Source organism: Lysinibacillus sp. G1-3, assembly GCF_056322905.1.
In genome coordinates this window covers 1-26,403 of record NZ_JBWHYQ010000036.1, presented here as the reverse complement: position 1 = coordinate 26,403, position 26,403 = coordinate 1, and the positions used below count along the sequence as shown (strand labels likewise).

The window sequence follows — 26,403 nt, the reverse complement described above, 5'->3', positions numbered from 1 at the left end:
CATAAGAACTTTCCTTTCCACTTAAGTAACGCTCAACAGCTTGTAATTTATCTTCTGCAGTATATTTGATCATAAAAAAACTGCACCTCCAATTGTTAGATGTGTCTAACAATTGGGGAGCAGTTCATATCAAGGGTTTTGACACTCATTGAAATCATTTGATTTCAGAAAATGGAGACGGCGGGAGTCGAACCCGCGTCCAGAAACTCCAATACTTCAGCTTCTACGCGTGTAGTTTGCCTATTTACGATTCACGTAGCATTATGCCGACAAACAGGCGTCCTGTACGCTAACCTGGAAATCTCTTGTCGGTGACTCAGGTGGCACCATCGACCGTATCCCACTAAAGTTGGGCCCTACGTTCTCTACATGGGCGATAGAGAGGCAGAGCGCTTAAGAGCTTACGCTGCGAAAGCTAAGTTTTGTTGTTTGCCAGTTATTATATAACTTCCGTTGATGACGGAGCCGAGACCTCCGACGCGCGACCAAAGCTTGAACCATCCCTGTCGAATCCGTAACGTCCCCTTGAATATGAATCGAAGCACGTAGCTTCGTTCAAGCAAAGGAGCTAGAATTTCTTCTAGTACGGTGGGAGCTAAAAGTACGCTTCCATGTAATCTGGCATTCAGTAAACTTATTATAAAACAAATCTTACTATAGTTCAAGTGTCCCGCTACAGTGGAAAAAATTAGCTCCCTCAAAATTTGTTTTGCTCATCAACAAAAGTTAGGAATGATATTTGTTTAAATATATGCCATTTATATAAGTTGATTGTAATGTAGACTGGGCGACTCCTCGGGGATCAGCTATAGAGGAACGAAGGCTAAAAGCATCACGTCCTGTGATAACGCCTTCGTGACCAACATCCTGTTGGCCCGAGCCCCTGCAGCGAAGCGGATGTTTTCTGTGCGAAAGCGTAGCGACAGCAACAACAAAGCACCCAGTCGGAGCGGAAATCAACCCACGCCATGGTGATGGGCCATTTATTTCTTATTTTATCATCTTAATTTTTAAGTCTCTTAACCGTAAAATGAGCTTTCCTAATTTTGACTCTGTTAGATAGCCGTAATAGACCTCTACCTCTTGTGCGCCAAAGCCGAGCTTGAATTCGTTAATTTCGTCCTTGTTCGTTACTGCGCCGAAATCATAGTGTGCGTATCCTTTGCTGCGGAACATCATCATATTTTCCCACAGTAAATAGCGATTGGCGAAGCGGATTTGTTGCTTTAGATCTGGTCTATCTTTGATCCAGACGGCCGTTCCTGTATATAAATTAAAAACGATATCTTCGTCGGCAATGTACAGTCGATAGCATAATGCTTCACCTTTGTCGTTTTGAAGCTTTGTATAGACGAGTGCGCCTTTTTCGCGCAGTAGCTTTAACGTTTGCATATGAAATTTTCGAACGCGATTTGTGTTTTTTATTTTGGCGAAGGCGTTGTAAAATTGCTGGAATTGTACTAGCTCTTGATCAGATGGATTTTCTTTTACGATGACTTCGTAAGGCTCTTTTTTGGCGCGACGAAGCATATAGCGATTCATTTTGGAGAGATTCGCTAATAGGATTTCTTCATCTTGCTGTAGCGTGATTTGCAGTGTCTTTTGGGTTTGGAGCGATTGTGCAGGTTGCTTTGTTTGATGGTAGCAAACTAGCTTTTTTCTTTCGCTGGCATTGTTACGTTCCTCGGCAAAATAAATGTGCTCTATGTGCATAAACATAAATTTTCGTCCTATTGTAAGAATGCGGATTCCCTCCTATTATATGCGGTAGTTCTTTATTATATTTTTTACTCCATATCTTTTAGAACCTCTCTTAGAATTCTATCTGTCCAAATACAAAAAGCTCACTATGTAAATATAGTGAGCTCTCTAACAATCTATGACTATTGATTTTTAGATTTGAAGGCGCGTTCCATATCGCGTTTCGCTTCTTTTTTGCGCATGTCGTTACGTTTGTCGTAATCTTTTTTACCTTTACCGACGCCGATTAATAGTTTGGCATAGCCGTCTTTAATGTACATTTTTAACGGAACAATTGTGTAGCCGTCACGTTTTACAGCACCGACTAGCTCGCCGATTTGCTTTTTATGAAGCAGTAATTTGCGGGCGCGCAGTGGGTCGTGGTTAAAACGGTTGCCTTGTTCGAATGAGCTGACATGCATATTGTTGATCCATGCTTCACCGCTACGGATTTGTACATAGGATTCTTTTAGTTGGACCCTTCCTGCACGGATGGATTTAATTTCTGTGCCTGTGAGCACCATACCCGCTTCGATTGTCTCTTCAATGAAGTAGTCGTGCCCGGCTTTTTTGTTTTGTGCTAATACTTTCCCAGTACCTTTTGCCATAATATTCACCTCTACTTAAAGGTTTAACAGGTTTAACCTGCTCTTATTGATAAAGGGAAAGCACCCGCTTCAAATTGCTTTAAAGCGCTAGTTGGTGCTTTCGCCATTACTTTTATTTACGTTTTGATTTTTTCTTTTTGTTTTTCTTAGCAACGCCCTCGTAGAACTTTTGCTTTTGCTTCACGCCTTTTTTAGGGCCTGGGCTTGAATTTGAGCCATCTTTACGGCGTCCTCGTGGATCACGGTCGTTTTCACGTCGTTCTCCTTGTCCGCTTCGTCCTTCTTCATTGCGGCCACTGCGACTGCCACGTCCGCCTCTTTCTTCATTGCGACCACTACGGCTGCCACGTCCGCCTCTTTCTTCTTCGTTGCGACCACTGCGGCTACCACGTCCGCTTCTTTCTTCTTCGCGACCACCTTTGCGGCTATTACGGCCACCTTTGTTGTCGCTATAGTTTTTACGTGCGTGAATAACAGTAGGTGCAGCTTTTCGTGTTCGTCCATAAGACGTTACCATTCCGACGATTTCAAAGTCAACGGATGACTCCTCAATAATAACATTTGCTACACGGACTGTAACTTCATCACCAATACGGAATTGACGATTTGTACGCTCACCGATCATAATCATTTGACGGTCGTCAAAACGATAGTAGTCATCTGTCATATTGCTAATATGGACAAGTCCTTCGATGGTATTCGGAAGCTCTACGAAAATCCCGAAGTTTGTAATCGACGAAACGATTCCTTCAAACTCTTCACCAATTTTATCGGACATGTATTGTGCTTTTTTCAGTGCGTCTGTATCACGTTCTGCATCAACAGCACGGCGTTCACGTTCTGACGTATGATCTGCGATTTCATCCATCGCCATACTCCACTGTGCAACTGTTTCTTTCGATGTATCTTTATTAATTAAATACGTTCGAATTAAACGATGGACGATTAAGTCCGGATAACGTCGAATTGGTGACGTAAAGTGTGTATAGAAATCAGTTGATAAACCAAAGTGTCCTAAGCTTTCAGGATAGTATTTTGCCTGTTGCATTGAGCGTAGAAGCATCGTTGAAATAACAGGCTCCTCTGGCATGCCTTCGATAGCTTTTAATACATCTTGTAATGCTTTCGGATGGACTGTGTTTCCTGTACCTTTGATTAAAATACCGAAGTTCGTAACAAATTCAAAGAAGCGTTGCAGCTTTTCTGGCTTTGGATCTTCGTGAATACGGTAAAGGAACGGTATATTCATCCAATGGAAATGCTCTGCTACCGTTTCATTGGCTGCTAGCATGAAATCTTCAATTAATTTTTCAGCGACTGTACGTTCACGTAATTCAATATCTACTGGCCAGCCATCTTCGTCCACGATCACTTTAGATTCTTTAAAGTCAAAGTCAATAGCACCACGCATTTGACGTTTAGTACGTAAAATATTAGATAGCTCAGCCATATGTTTAAACATTGGCACTAGTGGCTCATAGCGGGCTATTAGCTCTGCGTCTTGCTCCTCTAAAATTTTGTAAACGTCCTTATACGTCATTCGCTCAGTAGTTTTAATGACACTTTGGAATATTTCATGTGACACTACATTACCATTTGCATCAATAATCATTTCACAAGATAGTACTAGACGGTCAACCTGTGGATTTAATGAACAGATCCCATTCGATAATCGATGCGGAATCATTGGGATAACGCGGTCTGTTAAATATACACTCGTCGCACGATCATAAGCTTCAACATCTATTACAGAGCCTTGTGTTACATAATAACTAACATCTGCAATATGTACGCCAAGTTTATAAGTGCCGTCTACATTTTTCGTTACGGTTACAGCATCATCCAAGTCTTTCGCATCCGCCCCATCGATTGTCACAATCGTTTCGTGGCGTAAATCACGGCGGCCTTCTAAATCTGCCTCTGTAATTTCATCTGGCACTCGTTGCGCAGCAGCAACTACTTCTTCTGGGAATTCAGGTGGAATGTCGTGCTTATATAAAATAGATAGAATATCCACACCTGGGTCATTTTTGTGCCCTAAAATTTTCGTAATATACCCTGTTGCTGATTTTAAATCCTCTGGCCAAGTAGCTACCTCAACGACAACCTTGTGTCCGTCGACAGCTCCTAACGTATCACCTTTAGCAATGAAAATGTCCATCGGTAGTTTTTTATCATCTAACACAACAAAGCCGAAGCCTCGATTTGCTTGGAACGTTCCAACAAAGCTCGTTTGTCCGCGTTCCACTACCTTTGTTACAGTTCCTTCACGGCGATCACCGAATGATTCCTTTAACACACGGATTAACACCGTATCGCCATTAATCGCACCATTTATTTCATGTGGCGGAATGAAAACATCGTCCATTCCCTCAACATCAGGTGTCACAAAGCCAAAGCCTTTCGCGTGTCCGATAAATTTACCTCGAAGTAAATTCATACGCTCTGGCAGGCCATAACGATTGGAGCGAGAACGTACAACTAAGCCTTGCCCTTCCATACGTACTAACGTTTTTACTAATTCTTTAAATTCGTCAGCATCCTCAAAGCCGAACAAGTCCTCAATTTCGCCAACTGTTAATGGCTTATAATCTTCTCCACCGAAAAAATCGAGTAAACGACTTTGTAGTGTATCTTTCTGGTCTTTCATAATTTCCCTCCTTCATGAGAAAATGCTTATATGTTTTATTGTGCCCAATTTAGGCTTTCTAAAAAGCAATAAATATCTTCATGTAACTGATCTTTTTCTTGATCTAACGTAATAACATGTTTTGAGTTTTCATACCACTTGATCTGTTTTTCAAGTGACTCAGTTTGATTATATATAATGTTGGCAGATTCTGTCTCAATTACCTCGTCATTTGTCGCTTGCACGACAAAAATTGGTGCATAAATCATGTCAATTTCTTGACGTGTCCGAGCAATAAACTCTCGCAACTCTTGTAGAGATGGCATGCCCTTTTCAGCAATTAACGCAACCTCAGCTTCAATTTGCTCTTCGTCTTTACCTTGGAACTTTTTATAGTCCCTTGCATATTTCAGTACACCTTGAAACATAACATCTGTTGTACGCATCGTCATTGGAGCACACATTGTCACAATACCTTTAACTGGGTTATTAAGCGCAACGTTTAAAGCCATAACACCACCTAATGACAAGCCAGCAACCGCAATTTCCTCATAGCCCGCATCCTGTAACTGTTTGTACGCGGCTACGACATCCTTCCACCAATCAGCAGGACCTGTTGTAATTAGTTCCTCAGGTTCCACACCGTGACCTTTATAATGAGGTGCTAATGTAGTATACCCTTTTTTCTCTAAAAATCTACCAAGCATGCGCACATCCGCCGAGCTTCCCGTAAATCCATGCAATAATAAAACTGCTCGAGGTCCTGCTTGAAAGAAAAAAGGCTGTGATAACGATTTTTTCATGTCGAGCTCTCCTTCATCCAAATACATACTATACCTATTATAGCCATACTGAAGCTTCCTCAAAAGCTTCGGGGTCTGTTTCTTCTATTGCTATATGGGAATCCTCAGCAAATGTGCGGAGGATTTCGTGAATCGCGAGGATTTTCTTTGCTTCCGCGGGTGTTCACCCTGCTTCCGCGGGTATTCACCTGCTTTCGCGGGTATTTCACCTGCTTCCGCGGGTATTTCACCTGCTTTCGCGGGTATTCACCTTGCTTCCGCGGGTATTTCACCTGCTTCCGCGGGTATTTCACCTGCTTCCGCGGGTATTCACCTGCTTCCGCGGGTATTTCACCTGCTTCCGCGGGTATTCACCTGCTTTCGCGGGTATTTCACCTGCTTCCGCGGGTGTTCGCTCTGCTTCCGCGGGTATTTCACCTGCTTCCGCGGGTATCACCTTGCTTCGCGGGTATTCACCCTACTTCCGCGGGTATTTCACCTGCTTCCGCGGGTATTCACCTTGCTTCCGCGGGTATTCACCCTACTTCCGCGGGTATTTCACCTGCTTCCGCGGGTATTCGCCTTGCTTCCGCGGGTATTTACCCTGCTTCCGCGGGTATTTCACCTGCTTCCGCGGGTATTCGCCTTGCTTCCGCGGGTATTTACCCTGCTTCCGCGGGTATTTCACCTGCTTCCGCGGGTATTCGACCTACTTCCGCGGGTATTCGCTCTGCTTCCGCGGGTTATTTCCCTACTCCGTGCGGGTATTCACTTTACTGTCCTAACAATGTATGTATCGACGTTCAAATAGTTAGGACTATAAAAGAAAACGCCCAACCAGTAAGGTTAGGCGAAATATCTTCAACTATTAGATTTTTGTAATAGCAATTGCTAGAACAAAGAATAATATTGCTAACACAATTGTTGTACGGTGAAGGATTAGATCCATACCGCGTGCTTTTTGCTTTCCGAATAGTTGTTCAGCTCCACCCGAGATGGCACCTGACAAGCCTGCACTTTTACTAGATTGAAGTAATACTGCAACGATCAACGCTATTGAAACGATAACTAATGAAACTAATACTACTGTATGCATTCACTGCACCTCCCGAACTTCGAACATCACAACATATCACATTATAACAAAAAAAGGTTCTCTTGACAAACTGAGATTAATAATTGTCCTTATTACCCCTATATCGGTTAGTTTTTCCAAAATATAGCACGCCACACACCTACCATATTACCCTATAATAGTAAAAAAGAAGTCATCTCTAAAATCTAGGAAGATATCCATTTTTTAAGGTAGTTATTGTGAACTGGGCAACTACTTGGAGGTCAGTAATATAAAAGCATCACGTCCTGTGCTATGCCTTCGTGACCGACCTCGTATGGCTGTCGCTACGTTAACACTACGCTTTCGCACAGAAAACATTCGTTGCCTCAAGCGGTTCATCGTTCATCCGACGCCCCCAGTTGGAATCGAAATCAATCCACGTTTTAGTGATGCCCAAAAATACAATAATAATGGGAGGAATTATGAAAAAGAGTATATTGCTGATTTTTTTACTTATTATATTAAGCACGCTTAGTGCTTGCTCAGCTGCAATCAAAGCTGCCGAAGTACTACTACAAGACGAGCTTGAGTCAGAAGAAGAGGACTCAATGGATCCTAAGGAGCTTGCTAGTAAAGCCCCATCAGCTGAGTTTTCTGCGGAAGACCTTTTTTCAACAACATTATTCAAGGAAGATCCTGCTATGCTGCAGTTTTCAAAAAAAATTGAAAAACATATTTCAACGTTCGACCCAAACTTTACGGTCATGTATAGTGGAAAATTAGATTGGGATACATTTGAAGAACAACTAAATGACCTTTATAACATACTTAATTTTGTGAATCCTTATACAACGGGCTATATCGGAGAGTACGGCTGGGAAGCATGGGAAGTCGATAATGGTTACGAGGTAGAGTTTGACTTTACATATATCACAGATGCGAAGAAGGAAAAGAAAGTTGATGCTTATGTTCAGGACTTTGCTAAGAAGTTTATTACAGATGACATGGATGATTTTCATCGTGCTAAAGCCGTTAATGACTTTGTTGTACAACTAGCCACTTATACGGATAAAGGTGATTCACAAGGGCAAGCGGTTTATGAATTAATTAGTAAAGAAACTGGTGTTTGTCAAGCTTATGCATTATTAGCATATCGTTTATTTTTAGCGGCCGGACTTGATGCTAAATATGTATATGGCTATAGCGATAATCAGCTTCACGCTTGGAATTTAGTCAGTGTTAATGGTGATTGGTATCATATTGATACGACTTGGAATGATATCACGCCTATTGAACCTTATACTATTTCCTACGCATATTTTTTAGTGAATGACGAGAAACTAAGTGAAGACCATATATGGGCAAATGAAAACTATTTTGCTGCTACAAGCAACACGTACGATTTCATGCATGATATGTGGTACGCAGATACTATTGGAAATGTTATTTATTATAATAGCTTGGACGATGACATGGTATACGCCTATGACTTAGCAACAAAGCAAAATAGGCAAGTTACAGAAACAGCCTGCTATTACTTGGCGGCTTTTGAAGATGCTATTTATTGCAGTGATTATGATAATGCCGGCTTTTTAACGAAAATATTTATTAACGATGGTTCAGAAGAAGTGTTATTAGAGGAAGAGGTTTTAAACTTGTTCGTTGATGATAAAGGGGTATTATTTTACGAAACCATTGACGGTGAAAAACATTCACAAACTTTATAGCAAACCCCAGAATCTGCAAGCTTCCATCAACCAGTGGATAGTAAGCAGATTCTATTTTCCCCTTTTAGTCTTTAGCTCATCACAAATTAGGGATTACATTTTGTTACACCATATATCATGCGTAAAAGTTGATTGGAGTGGAGACTGGGCGACTCCTTGGGGATCAGCGTCACAGATGAGACCCAGCAGCGAAGCGGATTTTTACTGTGCGAAAGCGTAGTGCTAACGTAGCGTCAGCAACAAAGCGGCTCATCGGACGCCCCCAGGAAGCTTTGCTCTGTGCGAAAGCGTAGCGACAGCAACAACAAAGCGCCCAGTCGGAACGGAAAGCAACCGCACGTTTTAGTTATCGGACCCATCTTTAACAATATCCATACAATCCCATAACAATTTATTAATCATACCTTTACAAACTTCCTTTACACTTACTTGTGAATTGACCAAAAGGAGGAAAATCATGAAATACTCAAAAAAATGGAGTTCATTATTTTTAGCAAGCGCTATTGCTTTATCGTCGATTAGTATCGCTCAGCCGCAAGTACAAGCAGCCCCAGTGAAGAAGCCAACAAATGTGATAATGCTCGTGATGGATGGTAGTAGTAATAATGCCGTTACCCTTTCTCGTTGGTACAAAGGGCAAAGCTTGGCTATGGATGAAATTTTATCAGGGGCAGTACGTACATACTCTGCCGATTCAGCCATTACTGACTCAGCCCCTGCCGCTACTGCGTTAGCAACTGGTCATAAATCAAACGATAAATTTGTAGGTGTGTTACCAGCCGTTATTAATTCGCCAGGGCTAGAGCCAATTGCTAAAGAAGATGCTTATAAACCTGTAGCCAATGTATTGGAAGGGGCTAAGCAACAAGGCAAGGCAACAGGATTGATTTCTACTTCAGAAATTCAACATGCTACTCCAGCTGGCTTTTCTGCACATGTAAAAAATAGAAGCCAATACGATGACATTGCTGAACAGCAAGTTTATCAAAATATAGATGTCGTATTAGGCGGTGGCTTAGAGTCTCTTGCGCCAGGTACTACTAAAAATGCTCGTAAAGATGGCGAGCATTTAGTGGATGTCTTAAAAGAAAAAAATTATGACATCGTTAAAACGCGTGATGAGCTCCTCAAAAGTAAATCGTCAAAAATTTGGGGAAGCTTTGCTCCAAGTGATCTTGCCTACGATTTAGATCGTGCTACAACAAGAGCATCTGAGCCTACACTTGCTGAGATGACAAATAAAGCTATTAATACGCTTAAAAAGGATGAAGATGGTTTCTTCTTATTTGTAGAAGGCAGTAAGGTGGACTGGGCGGCACACGCAAATGACACAATCGGCATCATTAGCGATATTTTATCGTTTGATGCTGCAGTTAAAGAAGCCGTTGATTTTGCAAAAAAAGATGGCAATACAATGGTCATTGCTGTTACAGACCACGGCAATAGTGGGATTACAATGGGTAATGTTAACACGACAAGTACTTATTCCTACACACCTGTCTCTGCTTATATTGATCCTCTGAAGAAGGCTAAAATGACAGTTGAAGGTGCATTGAGCCAATTAAAAGAAGACAAATCAAATATTGTAGAAGTCGCTGCACTTTATGGCTTAGATAATCTATCTGAGAATGAGCTTGCAACATTAAAATCGACTAAAGACCTGGGCAAAGAAATGGTGAAAATGCTTGCGAATCGCGCCAATATTGGTTATACAACTGGCGGGCACACGGGTGAGGATGTATTCTTATACTCATTCGGACCATCTAAAATTACCGGTCTTGTCGAAAATACGGATTTAGCACATACGATGGCAAAGTTTATGGGCTTCAATTTAAATAAGCTTTCAGATGATTTATATATACCAGCAACAAAAGCGTTCACAGAAAAAGGCTACACTTCTAAAATTGACTTAAGTGATAAAGAAAACCCTAAGTTTATTGCACAAAAAAAGAATGTAACCATCACAATCCCAGTTAATAAGAACACAGTAATATACGAACAAGACAAAACCGCTAAAACGCATACGTTTGACACAATCAATGTCTACAACGGCACTGACTTTTACGTTTCAAAAGAAGTATTAAAGTTTCTCAAATAGTGAAACTTTAATCAGTGGTGGGTTCTTATCCACCACTGATTATTAGTCTTCACCAATCGGGCTTTTACGGGCAGTTTCCATATATATTTTGATGCGAAACCCTTTGTATCTTGCTTCGCTTTTGGTACAAATAAATTACTGCCCGAAAAAAAGGGACAACAACACAGGTGCTATCATAGTTGAGATGATCAACTGATGATGGCGCTTTTCTTTTTGCTCAAATATGACTTTGCAACAGTCTTCGTAAGATTCTTGATTCTTCATATGTTTGGTTTGTGGCTTCGTTTTTCGTTAATCCCTTTATATCTCTTCAAATTTTATACTGAGATTTTTCATCGAATTTACTTTGATTTTACTTTCATTGATTATGCTTAAAGAAACGAATTGAACATCTCCCACTTTCGTTTTGATTGTCGCCAACCGACATTCATCTCCGGCTTACTCATTAGTTGGGAGTCTTCTGATTGATACTAATAGGTTGAACATGAATTTTTCGAATGTTCTGTCATTAAATTTAAGGATTTCTTAAGTACAAATGAAGCGGAAAAACAGCGATAATGAATAAGGATCACGTTGAGAAAAATTCAAGTTGCGGTGAATTAAAAAAATCACTTTCTTACCATAATAATAGTGATGTTTTTCAAAACCTTAAGATTACCTTAAATTAATCTTATGATTTTATGAATAAACAGAAAATGAGCAACATTTTCCTCTACATTCCGTCAAAACAGTGTTAAAAATTTAATTAGGTAAAAATAATTTAGAAATAACTTGAAAAAATATCAATTTATTTAGTATATTTACAAAGTTATAATCTTTTTTCATTTTTAATTGGAGGTGGACTAATGCAATCCATTAAAAATAATGAGCTTTTTCGTTTTATAGGCTTTACGTTATTTTATTTCATGATTTTAGTGCTCTTGTTTCTTATTCATGGCTTCCATGATATGAACGCAGGACCATTTATATATACGGAATTTTAAGAAAAGGAGATATAAACTATGTTAAGTATTTTAGAGGCCATTCAAAAAGTGGCACAACAGCATCCACATCGCATTGCCTATCAAACCGACAGTGATTCCTTAACGTTTGGTGAGCTTTGGCATCTGTCTGATTGTGTAGCACAATATTTAATGGCTCTTGATTTAAAAAGACAACAGCCTATCGTCGTCTACGGGCATATGTCACCTTTACAAATCGTTGCCTTTTTAGGTGCTGTAAAGGCGGGTCATCCGTACGTACCTGTTGACTCTTCCACACCGTCTGAAAGGTTACAAATTATAATAGAAGCTTCTGAGGCTTGCTTGCTACTAAAAACTGAAACGTTAAGCTTAAACTTACATGTCCCTGTAGTAGAAGTAAGTGATTTAGTAGCTCAACCTACTAGCATTTCGACTGAGCCTTCAACATGGGTTAAGAATCAAGAAATTTATTATATTATTTACACATCTGGTTCTACTGGTAAACCAAAAGGTGTTCAAATTACAGCTGATAATTTAGCGCATTTTGTTGCTTGGATGCATGAACATTTCCCTTTACAGGAATCTGGAGTGTTTCTAAATCAAGCGCCTTATTCATTCGATTTATCTGTAATGGATTTATATCCTGCACTAGTTAGCGGGCAAACACTTTACGCGATTAAGCAAGAGCAAATTGCTAATCCAAAAGCGTTATTTGAGTCATTAGCTTCATCTAATGTTCGCGTTTGGACTTCCACACCTTCCTTCGCGAAGATCTGTTTAATGAACAAAGAGTGGGATCAAGCGTTAATGCCTTCTTTAGATACATTTTTATTCTGTGGAGAAGTGTTACCAGTATCTGTAGCTACGGAATTAATGCAGCGTTTCCCTCAAGCTTCTATTTATAATTTATACGGTCCTACAGAAACAACTGTTGCCGTTTCTTATGTGGAAGTAACGAAGGAGCTTTTGGAGCAGTTTGACCAATTACCAATCGCCCCTATATCTGAGCCTAATCTATCCTTGTTAGAAGATAGCGAGATTATTATTTCTGGACCGACTGTAAGTGCAGGTTATCTTGGTGCGCCTGATTTAACACTTAAAGCGTTTCCTACAATAGGGGATCAACGTATTTATAAAACTGGAGACGTTGGTTATGAAAAAGATGGCTATTTGTTCTTCTCTGGACGAAAAGATTTCCAGGTGAAGCTACACGGTTATCGTTTAGAGATTGAGGAAATTGAAAAACAAATGGGCAATCTTCCACCTGTATCTAGCTGTGTTATTATACCTGTTTCAAAAAATGGTGAGATTGTATCATTAAGTGCGTATATTGTGCTTCGCGAACCATTGACGGACTCTGCCTTCAAAATGACGAAGCAGCTTAAAGCATTATTATCGGAGTATTTACCATCCTATATGATTCCGAAAACATTCAAATACATTGACACTTTACCTTTAAATACAAACGGTAAAGTTGATCGTAAAGGATTGGCGGTTATGGAAACAGTATGACGCCTTATGGAAATATAGTTTTTTTCATCATCATTGGTATTTTGTTACTGCCAACAATTATTTTAGGACTGCGCGGGAAATCAGCTAAAGGTTATAATATCGTTATTTCGATCGTCGTTTTAGCTCTTATTTTTGGTAGCTCCCTTAACGGTTCCATTTCTCTTATACTGTTTACAGTATTTCAGTTATTATTAATAATCGGTTACCAAAAATATCGCTTACAGAAGAATAATACTTCCGTATTCGTCATTGCTGTACTACTGTCCATTTTGCCACTTGTGCTTGTGAAGGTTCTGCCAATGCTTGGCCTTCAGAATTTATTTGGATTCTTAGGGGTATCCTATATTACCTTTAAATCCGTACAGATGATTTTAGAAACGCGAGATGGCTTAATTAAAGATAAAATTTCACCAGTTGAGCTTGCCTATTTCTTACTGTTCTTCCCAACAGTATCATCAGGACCTATTGATCGTTGGAGACGCTTTTATAAAGATATGCACACAGCGCCGTCTGGGCAAGACTATCAAAAGTTGCTGTTAAGCGGGATCAATTATATATTTGTAGGCTTTTTATATAAGTTTATTTTGGCTTATTTAATCTACAATTACACACTTATTTATTTACCAAGCCAAACGTATAACTATTTGACACCTTTCCAAGGGCAAATAGCGTATATGTATATGTATAGTTTTTATTTATTTTTCGATTTTGCGGGTTATAGTGCGTTTGCCGTTGGTGTCAGTCGCATTATGGGTGTTCAAACGCCTATTAACTTTAACCGTCCATTCTCGAGTCGCAATATTAAAGACTTTTGGAACCGTTGGCATATGAGTCTTTCCTTCTGGTTCAGGGATTATGTTTATATGCGTTTCGTACTTTGGATGACAAAGAAAAAATGGATTAAAAACAAATATACAATTTCTTATATCGGCTTCTTTTTACTGTTCTTTTTAATGGGGATTTGGCACGGATTAGAATTGCACTTTGTTGTCTATGGTCTCTACCATGCCCTGTTAATTATCAGCTTCGATAAATTTGAACGTTGGAATAAAAAGCGTAAGCTTTGGCCAAAAAATAAATGGACTCATGCAATTGGCGTATTTATTACTTTTAATGCCGTTTGCTTTGGTTTCTATATTTTCTCAGGAACATTATTTTAATTACAGGCTCTAACGCAGCCTAAACAATAAAGGAGATTTATACAATGGATAAACAACAAGTTTTAGAAATGCTAGTAGAGTTATGTGAGGATGAAATCGTTTTAGAAAATCCAGATATCGATTTATTTGAAGAAGGTCTTCTTGATTCATTCGGTACAATTAATTTATTAGTGGAAATTGAAAACCGCTTTAATATTTCAGTACCAATTACTGATTTCAACCGTGAGGAATGGAACACGCCAAATCGTATTGTAGCGGAATTAGCTGAAAGACAATGATTAAGAAAGGCTTTCTATCATTATTAATTGCTTTTGTTCTTTTTGCTGGCGTTATATTCTTCCCTAATTCTTGGATAGAAGCTTGGATTTCAGATGAAGATGTAGAGCAGGCAAAGACGAGTATGTCTCCGTTAGTATTCCAAGGAATGTATTTCCAAGAGCGGATGTTGCAGGAGCCTAGTACTATGCCTTTATATGGCTCTTCTGAATTAAATCGTTTTGACCCTTTCCACCCTTATAACTATGCTCGAGCTACAAATGCTCCGTATACGACATTTATGGTCGGGCGTGGTGGAATGCAGTCTATTACACACTTTTTAAATTTTGCTGCACAGGAAGAAAATTTAAAGGATAAGAAAATTGTCTTCATCATTTCTCCTCAATGGTTTACGAAAAAGGGAATGAATGAATTACATTTTTCTCCAAACTATTCGATGTTGCATGCTTATGATTTAGCATACAATAAGGACATTGACGAGGATCTTCGAAATCGAGGAATGGAACGCCTTCTTGCCTTCGATACTGTCAATCGTGATGATTTGCTAAAAACAATTTACGAATATAAAATATCTGGCGGTAAAGAAAAACCAATCATTGGACGACTTGCCATGATGGCAGGTCATGTCCAAAAGGCACTTTTAGAGAAAAAAGATTTATATTACTCTTTATTCCCTCGAGAGCCGCATAAATTAAAAAATAATGACAAGCTAGTTGTTGACCAAACATTTGAGCAACAACTGGAAAACGCCGAGAAATACGGCGAGAAACGTGTATCCAACGATTTAATGATTGAAAACAAGTTTTATAAAAGACTTAAAAACGCGAATATTAATAAGTTTAAAGGTATGCGTAAAAATGAAGATTATACAACCTCACCTGAATATGAGGATTTACAGCTAGTCATCGATGTTTTAAAAGACGCTGGTGCAAAGCCACTATTTGTTTCTATTCCAGTAAATGGTCATTGGTATGACTACACGGAATATCCTGAGGAACGTCGTCAAAAGTATTACGATAAAATGGAGCAGATCTTGACTGATAATGATGTTCCATTTGTTGATTTCTCAGACCATGATTATGATCCTTATTTCATTATGGATACGATTCATATCGCATGGAAAGGCTGGGTATATCTAGATCAAGAGCTAGATAAATACTGGGCAGAGCAATAGAACATAGAGACAGTCTACAGTGTTAAATCACTATAGGCTGTCTTTTTTATGTAGATTATCTTTGAGCGTAAATGCAATGTTTAATGCTTATTTTTGTTTCAATGAAATAAAAGTGTCATATTTTTCGGCAAAACAAGGGGTTGATTTTCGTTCCGACTGGGCGCGTCTGATGAGCCGCTTCACTGTGTTCTTTATCCTGCCTGAGCGGTTCTCTTGAGGAACCCGAGCACTTTTCCTCCCTACCCGATCATTTTTCGTGGGGACCTGAGCGCTTTGCATTCCTACCCGATCATTCTTTGCGGGGACCCGAGCACTTTCCATCCCTACCCGATCATTTTTCGTCGGGACCCGAGCACTTTGCCTTCCTACCCGATCATTTTTCGTGGGGACCGAGCACTTTGCCTTCCTACCTGATCATTTTTTGCGGCGACCCGAGCACTTTGCCTTCCTACCCGATCATTTTTCGTGGGGACCCGAGCACTTTCCATCCCTACCCGATCATTTTTCGTCGGGACCCGAGCACTTTGCATTCCTACCCGATCATTTTTTGCGGGGATCCGAGCACTTTGCCTTCCTACCCGATCATTTTTTGCGGCGACCCGAGCACTTTGTCTTCTTACGCGATCATTTTTCGTGGGGACCCGAGCACTTTGCCTTCCTACCTGATCATTTTTCGTGGGGACCCGAGCACTTTGTCTTCCTACCCGATCATTTTTCGTGGGGACCCGAGCGCTTTGCCTCCCTACCTGATCATTTTTCGTGGGGACCCCGAGCACTTTCCCTTCCTACCCGATCATTTTTTGCGGCGACCCGAGCACTTTGCATTCCTACCCGATCATTTTTCGTCGGGACCCGAGCACTTTGTCTTCCTACCCGATCATTTTTCGTGGGGACCTGAGCACTTTCCCTCCCTACCTGATCATTTTTCGTGGGGACCCGAGCACTTTGCCAAAAGCCACCCTCAGTAACTCCTAAACAACTAAAAAATCGCCTCAAATGTAAATAAATACTTTTGAGGCGATACTAGTGACGCTACTAAAGAATAGCTTATTTTAATATGAGATTCCGAAAGCTTGCGTTTGTACTCGGTGGCGGACAAATAAAAATGGTGTCATTACAGAGTGCTATTTATCATATAAGTCATATGTTAAATTGTTTTCAATATAAGCTTGCTCTTCAGCAGGAGTCAACAAACGAATTGCTTTCCCTGAATTTCTTGACTCGTCGCCTCCTTGCATCTCCCAAATTGCGTTATGGTCTTCTACAGCATGAGAAAAATCACCTTTCGACCATCTTTCCAATATTTCAATGTAAAGTTCTTTAAATTTATAATTGCTTTCTTTAGAAATTTTTAACAATCGGTCAACTTTGGCCTATGTTATTTGCGTGTGACCCCATTTTACTTTAGCTTCAACTTTTTGGTGAGACATGCTATGAATGGCTTCGTTCACTTTGTGTTCTATTAAGTTGTCAGGATAAAGCAATTCTTCTTTTGTAACAATTTTATTTTCAACCGTTCCTCCGCCCTGTTCGACAGTTGCTTCTTCTTTTTCAGAAATTGGTTTTTCTATTTGATTCGTGAATTGAGTGTAAGCATAAGCTCCACCGATGATGGCTAATACTGCAATGATAACGATTGCCGATTTTGTTTTTCTCTGCATATTATTAAACCTCACTTATAATTTGTATGTAATTATTAATTTTGGTTTATTTTATGTAATTGGTTTAATAATAACAGTATTAAAATTAATTTCAATGGATATATTAACCGCCTCCATTCTTGATTGTTTCAGTCATGCTAATGGTGCATAACCGATGTTTAGCCGAATGTACTCTTCTGCTACGTAAGTCGAATGATTTAATTAGCACGAAAAAACCTCCAATCTACAAGTGTTTATCACACTTATAAATCAGAGGTTGAAAAATACATAAGTATTGCTAAATTCATCTAAATGTACAACATAGTTCAAGTTGTATAAAAAGGTTGTGTATTACTAAGTTCAAAGCATTTTCGCTTAAAACTACTGCTTATTTTAAATTATAGAATGAGTTTAAACCAAGATACTCAGCTGTTGAACCAAGTTGATCTTCGATGCGAAGAAGTTGGTTGTATTTAGCTACACGGTCTGTACGTGATGGAGCACCTGTTTTAATTTGGCCAGCGTTTGTAGCAACTGCGATATCAGCAATTGTTGCATCCTCAGATTCACCAGAACGGTGTGAGATAACTGCTGTATAACCAGCGCGTTTTGCCATTTCGATCGCTTCAAATGTTTCTGTTAACGTACCGATTTGGTTAACTTTGATAAGGATTGCATTCCCAACACCTTGCTCAATACCAGCCGCTAATTTTTTCGTATTTGTTACGAATAGATCGTCGCCTACTAATTGTACGCGAGCGCCAATGCGGTCTGTTAATAATTTGTGTCCTGCCCAGTCGTTTTCGTCTAAGCCATCTTCAATTGAGATGATTGGGTATTTAGCAGTTAACTCTTCGTACCAGTCAACCATTTCTTCAGAAGTTTTGACAACACCTTCACCCTCTAAGTGATATTTGCCATCTTCTTTATTGAATAATTCAGATGAAGCAACGTCCATTGCAAGTTTCACTTCTTCACCTGGTTTATAGCCAGCTTTTTCGATTGCTTCTAAAATTACAGTAATTGCTTCTTCGTTAGAACCAAGGTTTGGTGCAAAACCACCTTCATCACCTACAGCTGTATTATAGCCTTTCGCTTTAAGTACTGCTTTTAAGTTGTGGAAGATTTCAGCACCCATACGTAATGCATGGCGGAATGATTCTGCGCCTACAGGCATTACCATGAATTCTTGAATGTCTACGTTGTTATCAGCGTGAGCACCACCATTTATGATGTTCATCATTGGTACTGGTAGTTGTTTTGCGTTAAATCCACCAAGATATTGATAAAGAGGTACATCTAAATAATCTGCCGCAGCATGTGCAACTGCCATTGATACACCTAGAATAGCGTTGGCACCTAACTTACCTTTGTTTTCTGTGCCATCTAGCTCGATTAAAGCTTTGTCGATGACTACTTGATCAAGAACTGAGTAGTTACCTTCTAGCTCTTGAGCAATAATTGTGTTTACATTTTCAACTGCTTTTAATACACCTTTGCCTAGGTAACGTGATTTGTCACCGTCGCGTAATTCTACTGCCTCATATTCACCTGTAGATGCACCTGATGGTACGATAGAGCGTCCAAAAGCGCCTGATTCTGTAAATACTTCAACTTCTACTGTTGGGTTCCCACGTGAGTCTAAAACTTCGCGCGCATAAATCTGTGTAATAAATGGCATAATTAATTCTCCTCTTTTTCAATTAATGATTGACCTGTCATTTCAGAAGGTTGTGACACCTCTAATAATTCTAACATGGTTGGCGCCAAATCGGCTAAAATGCCACCATTTCTTAACATTAAATTTGATTTTGTCACAATTACTGGAACAGGATTTGTTGTATGAGCTGTCATCGGAGTCCCTTCTAAAGTAAGTACTTCATCAGAGTTCCCATGGTCAGCTGTAATAATAGCTGCGCCACCTTTTGCAAGGAGTGCATCTACTACTTTCCCAAGACATTCATCGACTGTTTCAATGGCCTTGATTGTTGGCTCCAACATTCCGCTATGCCCAACCATGTCAGGGTTAGCGAAATTAAGAATAATGCCATCAAATTTATCGGCCTCAATCTCTGCAAGCAATGCTTCTGTTACCTCATAAGCACTCATTTCAGGTTTTAAATCGTATGTTGCAACCTTTGGAGATGCAATTAAAATACGTTCTTCCCCGTCAAATTTATCCTCACGACCACCACTCATAAAGAATGTAACATGTGGATACTTTTCTGTTTCTGCAATACGAAGCTGTGTTTTACCATTAGAAGCTAACACTTCACCAATCGTATTTTTCAAGTTGTCGTTTTCATACGCAACTTGTGCATTTACTTCATCACTATAATGTGTGAAAGATACAAATTTTAAATTCTTTGGATGTTTAGCTGAAATTGCAAAGCCATCAAATTCATCATTTGTAAACACTTTAGATAGTTGAATCGCACGGTCAGGGCGGAAATTGAAGAAAATAACTGCGTCATTATCGTCAATCGTTGCCACTGCTTCCCCATGCTCTTGAACGCTAAATGGAATAACAAACTCATCTGTTACATCACGTTCATATGATTCAGCTACACCACTTGTTGCACTATCAGCTGTTTGACCAACACCATCAACTAGTACATTGTACGTAAGGGCTACTCGATCCCATCGTTTATCACGATCCATCGCATAATAACGACCATGAATAGAAGCGAATTGACCTACGCCAATTTCCTCCATTTGTTTTTCAGTTTCTTTAATATAGTCTAAAGCTGTTGTCGGTCCAACATCACGACCATCTAAGAAACCATGTACAAAGACTTTGTCTAAGCCTTGTTGCTTTGTAAGCTTTAATAGTGCAAACATATGCTCATAGTGACTATGTACGCCACCATCTGATAGTAAGCCCATAATATGAAGCTTAGATTGATGTGCTTTCACATGTGCCATGGCATCCAAAAATGCTTGATTCGTAAAGAAATCTCCTTCACGAATTGATTTGTTTAAGCGTGTTAAGCTTTGATAGACAATACGTCCAGCACCGATATTCAGGTGTCCAACTTCAGAGTTCCCCATTTGACCATTGGGTAACCCCACCGCTTCACCTGCTGCCGTTAATGTTGAGTGCGGAAACTCATTCCAAAAACGATCGAAATTAGGTTTGTTTGCCTGAGCTACTGCATTTCCGAACGTTTCATCGCGGAATGCAAAGCCGTCTAAAATAATTAATGCTACTGGCTTTTTAGGCATTTGCTGCCGCCTCCAATAATTTTAAATATGAATCTGGTTGTAAGCTTGCACCGCCAACTAAAGCGCCATCGATATGCTCTTTTGATAATAATTCCTGAATGTTTTCAGGTTTTACGCTACCGCCATATTGAATACGTACAGCAGCGGCCGTTTCAGCATTATATAATTCCTTAATTACTGCACGAATTGCTCCGCATACTTGGTTAGCATCTTCTGCTGTAGCTGTTTTCCCTGTACCAATTGCCCAAATAGGCTCGTAGGCGATTACCATATGCTCTACTTCTTGTGCCCCAAATCCAGCAAGTGCAGCTGTAATTTGATGAGCAACTTTTTGCTCAGTAGTTCCCGCTTCACGTTCCTCAAGCGTTTCTCCACAGCAAATAATTGGTACGATATTATGTGCAAGTGCTGCAGCAACCTTTTTATTGATAGCTTCATCTGTTTCGTTATAATATTCACGTCGTTCAGAATGTCCTAAAATAACATAGTCTACTTCCACACTTGCTAACTGAGCTGGACTAACTTCTCCAGTAAAGGCACCTTCGTTTTCATAGTGCATCGTTTGTGCACCAATAGCTAACTCAGATTCACTCGCAACTTGGACAAGCGTAGGTAGGTAAAGTGCTGGTGCACAAACAACAGCGTCTACTTTATCATTTGAAGGAATTTTGTCCTGTACCGCATCGACAAACTGAATAGCCTCTTCAAATGTTTTATACATTTTCCAGTTACCTGCAATAATTGGTTTGCGCATTGTTTTTGCCTCCTATATTTTTTATTCCGTTTTACTTATCGTTTAATGCCACAATTCCCGGAAGTTCTTTCCCTTCCATCAATTCAAGTGATGCTCCGCCACCTGTAGAAATATGGTCCATTTTATCGGCAACTTCAAATTTTTCTACTGCTGCTGCAGAATCCCCACCACCGATTACTGTATAACCAGTTGTTGTTGCCATAGCTTCAGCTACAGTTTTTGTACCATTCGCAAATTTATCCATTTCAAAGACACCCATTGGTCCATTCCAAATGATTAATTTAGAATCTTTAATAACCTCTGCATATTTAGCAGCCGTTTTCGGACCAATATCTAAGCCCATCCAATCTGCTGGTATAGCGTCTACATCAACAATTTTTGTTTCAGCATCTTTAGAAAATTCGTTTGCGACAACTGCATCGATTGGCATATGTAATTGCACGCCTTTTGCCTTTGCCTTTTCAATAAAGGATTTTGCTAAGTCGATTTTATCTTCCTCTAATAAAGATTTACCGATATCATAGCCTTGCGCTTTAATGAATGTGAATGATAAACCGCCACCGATAATTAAGTGATCGACTTTTTCTAATAAGCTTTCAATTACACCGATTTTATCTTTTACTTTGGCACCACCGATAATGGCTGTAAATGGATGCTCTGGCTTAGATAATGCTTTACCTAGCACATCTAATTCCTTTTGCATAAGGAAACCAGATACTGCCGGTACATGTTTAGCAATTCCTTCAGTTGACGCGTGTGCACGATGAGCTGCGCCGAACGCATCATTAACGTAAACGTCCGCTAATTTTGCAAATTGCTCTGCTAATGCAGCATCATTTTTCTCTTCACCAGCGTGGAAGCGCACATTTTCAAGTAGCATAATGTCACCATTTTGCATATTTGCAACAGCATCTTCTACTTTATCACCAATTGACTCATCTAATTTAGTAACAGGCTTACCCATTAATTCCGCTAAACGTACACCTACTGCAGTTAAGCGCATATCCTCTTTTACTTCACCCTTTGGACGTCCTAAATGAGAGGCTAAAATGACTTTGGCACCTTGCTCCACTAAATATTCAATTGTAGGGATTGCTGCTCGGATACGTGTTTCGTCAGTAATCGCACCATCTGCCATCGGTACATTAAAATCAACACGTACAAATACGCGCTTCCCTTTTACATCAACATCTTTCATCGTCTTCTTATTTAACATGAAGAAACCCCCTTCAAAGTTTTAGTCATGAAATTCCTGGATTCACCCATCTTGGCTCCTCACATCATTCACGTAACTGTTTTATTGTTCCATCAACACATAAAGTTATAACAAGCCTTTTCAGCTAGTATCATCCAAACCTTTAATGAAATACTCTGACTTATCATCAAAAGTTAGACATGGCATTTGTTAAAATATGTACTCAAGGAGCCGCCCGGTCGGAACGGACATCAACCCACATTTTGGAGAGTACCCTTTACTTGCCTTTATAGTAGCAAAAGTCACGTTCTATGTCTTGCAATTGCATAACCTGCACGTCGAATTTATATTACGTATAAAAAAGGAGTAAGGGTAAATTTCCCTTACTCCATTACCCTTGTATATTATATCCGTTAGATATTATAAAGGCTATACTTTTTGTGCGCAAAAAGCAGTATTATGTCACACTTTTTACTTTAGTTATCGAATTATGACACTTATTTATTGTTAAATCCTTTTTCTGCGATATATAAAGCTAAGTCCATTAAACGAGTAGAGTAACCAATTTCGTTATCATACCATGCTAGAACCTTTACCATACTATTTTCTAATACCATTGTAGAAAGACCATCTACAGTTGAAGAGTTATGGTTACCATTGTAGTCAATTGACACTAATGGAAGCTCGTTGTATCCTAAAATACCTTTAAGCTCTTTTTCTGAAGCTTCTTTTAATGCAGCATTAATGGATTCTTTTGTTACTTCTGATTTTAGCTCTACTACTAAGTCAACACATGACACGTTTGGTGTTGGTACACGCATAGAGAAGCCGTCTAATTTACCTTTTAATTGAGGTAATACTTTTGAAACTGCTACTGCTGCCCCTGTTGTTGTTGGAATCATTGACACTGCACCAGCACGTGCGCGACGTGGATCAGAGTGCGGGAAGTCAAGGATACGTTGATCGTTTGTATATGAGTGAATTGTCGTCATCATACCACGTTCAATACCAAATTTTTCATCAAGTATTTTTGCAACTGGTGCTAGACAGTTTGTTGTACAAGAAGCGTTTGAAATAACATCATCTGTTTCAGGGTTATAATCTTCATGGTTAACACCCATAACAAACGTTGGCATTTCGCCCTTCGCTGGAGCTGAAAGGATAGCTTTTTTTGCACCTGCTTGAACATGTTTTCCTACTTCTTCCATCGAACGGAATCTACCTGTACATTCAAGTACTACATCTACGCCTAGTTCACCCCAAGGTAAGTTAGCAGGATCTTTTTCTGCATACACGTTAATTTTCTTTCCATTTACTACGAAAGAATCGCCTTCTGCATAAACATCAGCATCGTAGATACCGTGTACTGAATCATAAGTTAATAAGTGTGCAAGTTGACCTGCATCTGTTAGATCATTTACTGCAACCACTTCGATTTCATCGTGTTTCATAGCTTCACGAAATACTAATCGTCCAATACGTCCAAATCCGTTAATCGCTAATTTTAATGCCATTGTCAATTCCTCCAATATTGTTTAAATAATTTATTTTTGCCTCGGACATATATAATATCCGCAATTGGCTTTATTCTCATTCAAGGGTTTTTAACACCCGCTTAAATACGAGTTCCTTAGTCATTTATAAAGAAGGTAAACCTTCAGCAATCGCTTTTGCGGCTACCTCATCCGTTATAAAAATGGTTTGCTTTGGTGCTACCTTAAAGTACGATAGCATTGCCTTCACTTTTTGTTTACCAGCAGCAACTGCTATAATTTTCTTACTTCTTTGAACTTGCTCAAACTGAATACCGATTGTTCGAATTCGATGTACAATTTCGCCTTCTGCATTGAAATAATAGCCAAACGCTTCACTAACTGCACCCTTTTCTTCGAGTATCCGTAAATCTTCAGGCGATGAATTGCGACGAACAGCCATTTCCTCTGCTGAGCCAATACCATGGATTACACAATCTGCATGATCATAATAATTCATCATTTCAGTTACCATTGGCTCTGTTAACATTGCTTGATAGGCCTGCTCACTTAAATGCTCCGGTAAAAACAAAGTGCGATACTGTGCATTCATTTGCATGGCAAATGTTGAGACAAGTGTATTGGCTTGCATTTGCATTTCATGTCCAATACCACCACGAGCAGCAACAAATGTGATGTTGTGTGTATCAGCTGGATGTAAAAATTGTGCAAGTGATGCAACCGACTTTCCACCTGTAACAGCTACTGTTTGACCATCAAAGCTAGTTTCCATAAATTGTTGTGCTGCCTCTTTTCCAAGCAATGTTAATATCGTATCGTCTTCATTGTAATCACCTGGAACAACAATTACATGCTGTAAGCCAAAATGGTTTTCCAATAATTTAGCTAGCTGTGTCAGACCAGACCATTCATAAACTAGTGCTCGTAGCTTATCAATAACTGCTTCACCTTCGTCTGTACATACCATACCCGACTTTTGAGAATCTAATAACCCTTGCTCACGTAAAATATCCGTTTCTTTACGAATTTCGCGTTCGGTCATTTTAAGTGAATCTGCAAGTGTACGACGCCCAATTGGCTGCATAAGCTGAACTGTTTGCAAAATACGATATCTCGATTGTAGAAGCGGATACATTTCTGGAAGTAGCCTTTGCTGTGCCTCAGGTACAGATAACATATTAACCTACTCCCTTTTTAATAGTTGTGGGTTAAATTATGTCCCACTATATAAAATTATGTCCCACTTACAACTTTATTATAATACGCTTTAAAATAAAGAGCAAGTAAATGCTATGTATTGGCATTGAAAATTATTTTAAGCATAGTGGCCTAATTACGCCTTTGTTGGGTTTCATTGGAATGTGGGGCTCTTTAATGGCTCTTCGGCATATCGAAGGGGTGATTTCCATTCCAGGCTACTCGCTTCGCTTTCGTACAGAGCAAAGCTTTCTGTGGACGAGCGTCGAGCCGCTTCCTCCGCTAAAGGAACGAAGGCTAAATGCGTCACGTCCTGTGACAATGCCTCCGTGACCAACATCATGTTGGCCTCGCCTGTCTCGCTTTCCCACGGGAGTCGAGTAGTCTTCCACTCCAATCAGCAATAGCGTAGAATTTTTATAAATTTATCCCACGTAACAGTGCGGTAAGATCGTGAAATCAAACAAGATCTCTAACCCTTTTGTTTTGCAACATAATAAAAACCCGTAACCAAATTTGTCATGGTTACGAGTTATTTTGTTAGCTTATTTTGTGAAAGATAGAATTGCGTTTTTCTTAAATCCGCCTAAAGCTTTTGTTGCTTCATTTTTATTTGTGTATTCAAAAATACGAACGTCCTTTTTCTCAAATACTGTAATAACCCACATTATAAATTCTCCCTTCAAATATACGTTTTTGTATTATAACAACCACTTAAAATGTGATACTTTTGATAAACTGTTTTATAACAACTTCTTACTGATTCCTATTCTACTCCTTTTTTTAAAAAAATAAAGCCTAATGTGAAGGTCTTCACAAACTGTTCAAATTCTAAACGTTTTCATTGAACAATTTGTGAATTGTCGTTATTACCGCTAAAAATTTGGGTAAATTAAAAATTCATCTATACATTACGTGTTACGCCCCACTTTCATCGCCTGAAGACTACATAATTGGCAGGAGCGAGTCATAATAATATCGTTTGGATGAACATTTACTAAAAAACTGCAAATAAAAAAAGCCGAGGAATGAATCCTCGACTTTTTCAGGTGCCTAGCGACGTCCTACTCTCACAGGGGGAAGCCCCCAACTACCATCGGCGCTAAAGAGCTTAACTTCCGTGTTCGGTATGGGAACGGGTGTGACCTCTTTGCCATCATCACTAGACTATTGT

24 protein-coding genes, 1 rRNA gene and 1 other RNA gene are annotated in these 26,403 nt (G+C 39.5%); 7 read left to right on the top strand and 19 right to left on the bottom strand.

Translation table 11 applies throughout. From position 1 onward, the window contains the following. Positions 1-169 precede the first annotated feature (169 nt). The 9 genes from ssrA to secG all read right to left on the bottom strand — a co-directional run bounded on the left by ssrA (position 170) and on the right by secG (position 6,855). Positions 170-525: a transfer-messenger RNA gene (ssrA, locus tag ACVYAD_RS24755) on the bottom strand. Between the two features lie 465 nt (positions 526-990). Further along, positions 991-1,719, bottom strand: a complete 729-nt coding sequence (locus ACVYAD_RS24750; RefSeq protein WP_476428246.1) for a hypothetical protein — start codon at positions 1,717-1,719, stop codon at positions 991-993. A gap of 164 nt (positions 1,720-1,883) precedes the next feature. Beyond that, the gene (gene smpB, locus ACVYAD_RS24745; protein ID WP_079561397.1) at positions 1,884-2,348 is read right to left on the bottom strand and encodes an SsrA-binding protein SmpB; all 465 of its coding nucleotides are present in this window, start codon (positions 2,346-2,348) and stop codon (positions 1,884-1,886) included. A 112-nt stretch (positions 2,349-2,460) separates the two neighbouring features. Further along, on the bottom strand, positions 2,461-4,998 hold the full coding sequence (gene rnr / locus ACVYAD_RS24740; RefSeq protein WP_476428245.1) for a ribonuclease R: 2,538 nt from the start codon (positions 4,996-4,998) through the stop codon (positions 2,461-2,463). A gap of 35 nt (positions 4,999-5,033) precedes the next feature. After that, entirely contained in the window at positions 5,034-5,780 is a 747-nt protein-coding gene (locus tag ACVYAD_RS24735; protein WP_476428244.1) for an alpha/beta hydrolase, read from the bottom strand. Between the two features lie 104 nt (positions 5,781-5,884). Continuing rightward, positions 5,885-6,073, bottom strand: coding sequence for a hypothetical protein (locus ACVYAD_RS24730; RefSeq protein WP_476428243.1), 189 nt, complete (start codon positions 6,071-6,073; stop codon positions 5,885-5,887). Beyond that, positions 6,070-6,216, bottom strand: coding sequence for a hypothetical protein (locus ACVYAD_RS24725; RefSeq protein WP_476428242.1), 147 nt, complete (start codon positions 6,214-6,216; stop codon positions 6,070-6,072). Before ACVYAD_RS24725 ends, ACVYAD_RS24730 begins: the two co-directional genes overlap by 4 nt. Positions 6,217-6,300: 84 nt before the next feature. Beyond that, positions 6,301-6,447, bottom strand: coding sequence for a hypothetical protein (locus ACVYAD_RS24720; protein WP_476428241.1), 147 nt, complete (start codon positions 6,445-6,447; stop codon positions 6,301-6,303). Positions 6,448-6,627: 180 nt separating this feature from the next. Next, positions 6,628-6,855, bottom strand: coding sequence for a preprotein translocase subunit SecG (gene secG, locus ACVYAD_RS24715; RefSeq protein ID WP_197143206.1), 228 nt, complete (start codon positions 6,853-6,855; stop codon positions 6,628-6,630). A 443-nt stretch (positions 6,856-7,298) separates the two neighbouring features. Between secG and ACVYAD_RS24710 the strand changes: the two genes are divergently transcribed. The 7 genes from ACVYAD_RS24710 to dltD all read left to right on the top strand — a co-directional run bounded on the left by ACVYAD_RS24710 (position 7,299) and on the right by dltD (position 15,725). After that, the gene (locus ACVYAD_RS24710) at positions 7,299-8,543 is read left to right on the top strand and encodes a transglutaminase domain-containing protein (protein ID WP_476428240.1); all 1,245 of its coding nucleotides are present in this window, start codon (positions 7,299-7,301) and stop codon (positions 8,541-8,543) included. A gap of 457 nt (positions 8,544-9,000) precedes the next feature. After that, positions 9,001-10,641: an alkaline phosphatase gene (locus tag ACVYAD_RS24705; RefSeq protein WP_476428239.1), complete on the top strand. Its 1,641-nt coding sequence runs from the start codon at positions 9,001-9,003 to the stop codon at positions 10,639-10,641. An 845-nt stretch (positions 10,642-11,486) separates the two neighbouring features. Continuing rightward, entirely contained in the window at positions 11,487-11,624 is a 138-nt protein-coding gene (locus tag ACVYAD_RS24700) for a teichoic acid D-Ala incorporation-associated protein DltX (protein ID WP_079561393.1), read from the top strand. An 18-nt stretch (positions 11,625-11,642) separates the two neighbouring features. Then, positions 11,643-13,115: a D-alanine--poly(phosphoribitol) ligase subunit DltA gene (dltA, locus tag ACVYAD_RS24695; RefSeq protein ID WP_476428238.1), complete on the top strand. Its 1,473-nt coding sequence runs from the start codon at positions 11,643-11,645 to the stop codon at positions 13,113-13,115. Next, positions 13,112-14,275 carry a D-alanyl-lipoteichoic acid biosynthesis protein DltB gene (gene dltB / locus ACVYAD_RS24690; RefSeq protein ID WP_349662127.1) on the top strand — a complete coding sequence of 388 codons (1,164 nt, stop codon included), beginning with the start codon at positions 13,112-13,114 and terminating at the stop codon, positions 14,273-14,275. The genes dltA and dltB overlap by 4 nt, the downstream gene beginning before the upstream one ends. Positions 14,276-14,319: 44 nt before the next feature. Continuing rightward, positions 14,320-14,553, top strand: a complete 234-nt coding sequence (gene dltC / locus ACVYAD_RS24685; protein WP_079561390.1) for a D-alanine--poly(phosphoribitol) ligase subunit 2 — start codon at positions 14,320-14,322, stop codon at positions 14,551-14,553. Next, complete coding sequence (gene dltD / locus ACVYAD_RS24680; protein WP_349662128.1) at positions 14,550-15,725, top strand: D-alanyl-lipoteichoic acid biosynthesis protein DltD; 1,176 nt, start codon at positions 14,550-14,552, stop codon at positions 15,723-15,725. The genes dltC and dltD overlap by 4 nt, the downstream gene beginning before the upstream one ends. A gap of 1,124 nt (positions 15,726-16,849) precedes the next feature. Here the strand turns inward: dltD and ACVYAD_RS24675 are convergent. From ACVYAD_RS24675 to rrf, 10 genes are all read right to left on the bottom strand, one after another. Further along, positions 16,850-17,083 carry a DUF6241 domain-containing protein gene (locus ACVYAD_RS24675; protein WP_476428237.1) on the bottom strand — a complete coding sequence of 78 codons (234 nt, stop codon included), beginning with the start codon at positions 17,081-17,083 and terminating at the stop codon, positions 16,850-16,852. Between the two features lie 15 nt (positions 17,084-17,098). Beyond that, entirely contained in the window at positions 17,099-17,386 is a 288-nt protein-coding gene (locus ACVYAD_RS24670; protein WP_476428236.1) for a hypothetical protein, read from the bottom strand. 367 nt (positions 17,387-17,753) lie between these two features. Next, positions 17,754-19,046, bottom strand: a complete 1,293-nt coding sequence (gene eno, locus ACVYAD_RS24665; RefSeq protein WP_197143197.1) for a phosphopyruvate hydratase — start codon at positions 19,044-19,046, stop codon at positions 17,754-17,756. Positions 19,047-19,048: 2 nt separating this feature from the next. Next, the gene (gpmI, locus tag ACVYAD_RS24660; protein ID WP_476428235.1) at positions 19,049-20,590 is read right to left on the bottom strand and encodes a 2,3-bisphosphoglycerate-independent phosphoglycerate mutase; all 1,542 of its coding nucleotides are present in this window, start codon (positions 20,588-20,590) and stop codon (positions 19,049-19,051) included. Next, complete coding sequence (gene tpiA, locus ACVYAD_RS24655) at positions 20,583-21,344, bottom strand: triose-phosphate isomerase (protein WP_197143195.1); 762 nt, start codon at positions 21,342-21,344, stop codon at positions 20,583-20,585. The genes gpmI and tpiA overlap by 8 nt, the downstream gene beginning before the upstream one ends. A 31-nt stretch (positions 21,345-21,375) precedes the next feature. Beyond that, positions 21,376-22,560: a phosphoglycerate kinase gene (locus tag ACVYAD_RS24650; protein ID WP_386831502.1), complete on the bottom strand. Its 1,185-nt coding sequence runs from the start codon at positions 22,558-22,560 to the stop codon at positions 21,376-21,378. 476 nt (positions 22,561-23,036) lie between these two features. Then, a complete protein-coding gene (gap, locus tag ACVYAD_RS24645) occupies positions 23,037-24,053 on the bottom strand; it encodes a type I glyceraldehyde-3-phosphate dehydrogenase (RefSeq protein WP_349662134.1) in 1,017 nt (338 codons plus the stop codon). A gap of 124 nt (positions 24,054-24,177) precedes the next feature. Further along, positions 24,178-25,209 carry a sugar-binding transcriptional regulator gene (locus ACVYAD_RS24640; protein ID WP_476428234.1) on the bottom strand — a complete coding sequence of 344 codons (1,032 nt, stop codon included), beginning with the start codon at positions 25,207-25,209 and terminating at the stop codon, positions 24,178-24,180. Between the two features lie 565 nt (positions 25,210-25,774). Next, positions 25,775-25,897 carry a hypothetical protein gene (locus ACVYAD_RS24635; protein WP_263297453.1) on the bottom strand — a complete coding sequence of 41 codons (123 nt, stop codon included), beginning with the start codon at positions 25,895-25,897 and terminating at the stop codon, positions 25,775-25,777. Positions 25,898-26,280: 383 nt separating this feature from the next. Beyond that, positions 26,281-26,396: ribosomal RNA gene (gene rrf, locus ACVYAD_RS24630) — 5S ribosomal RNA — on the bottom strand. Positions 26,397-26,403 lie beyond the last annotated feature (7 nt).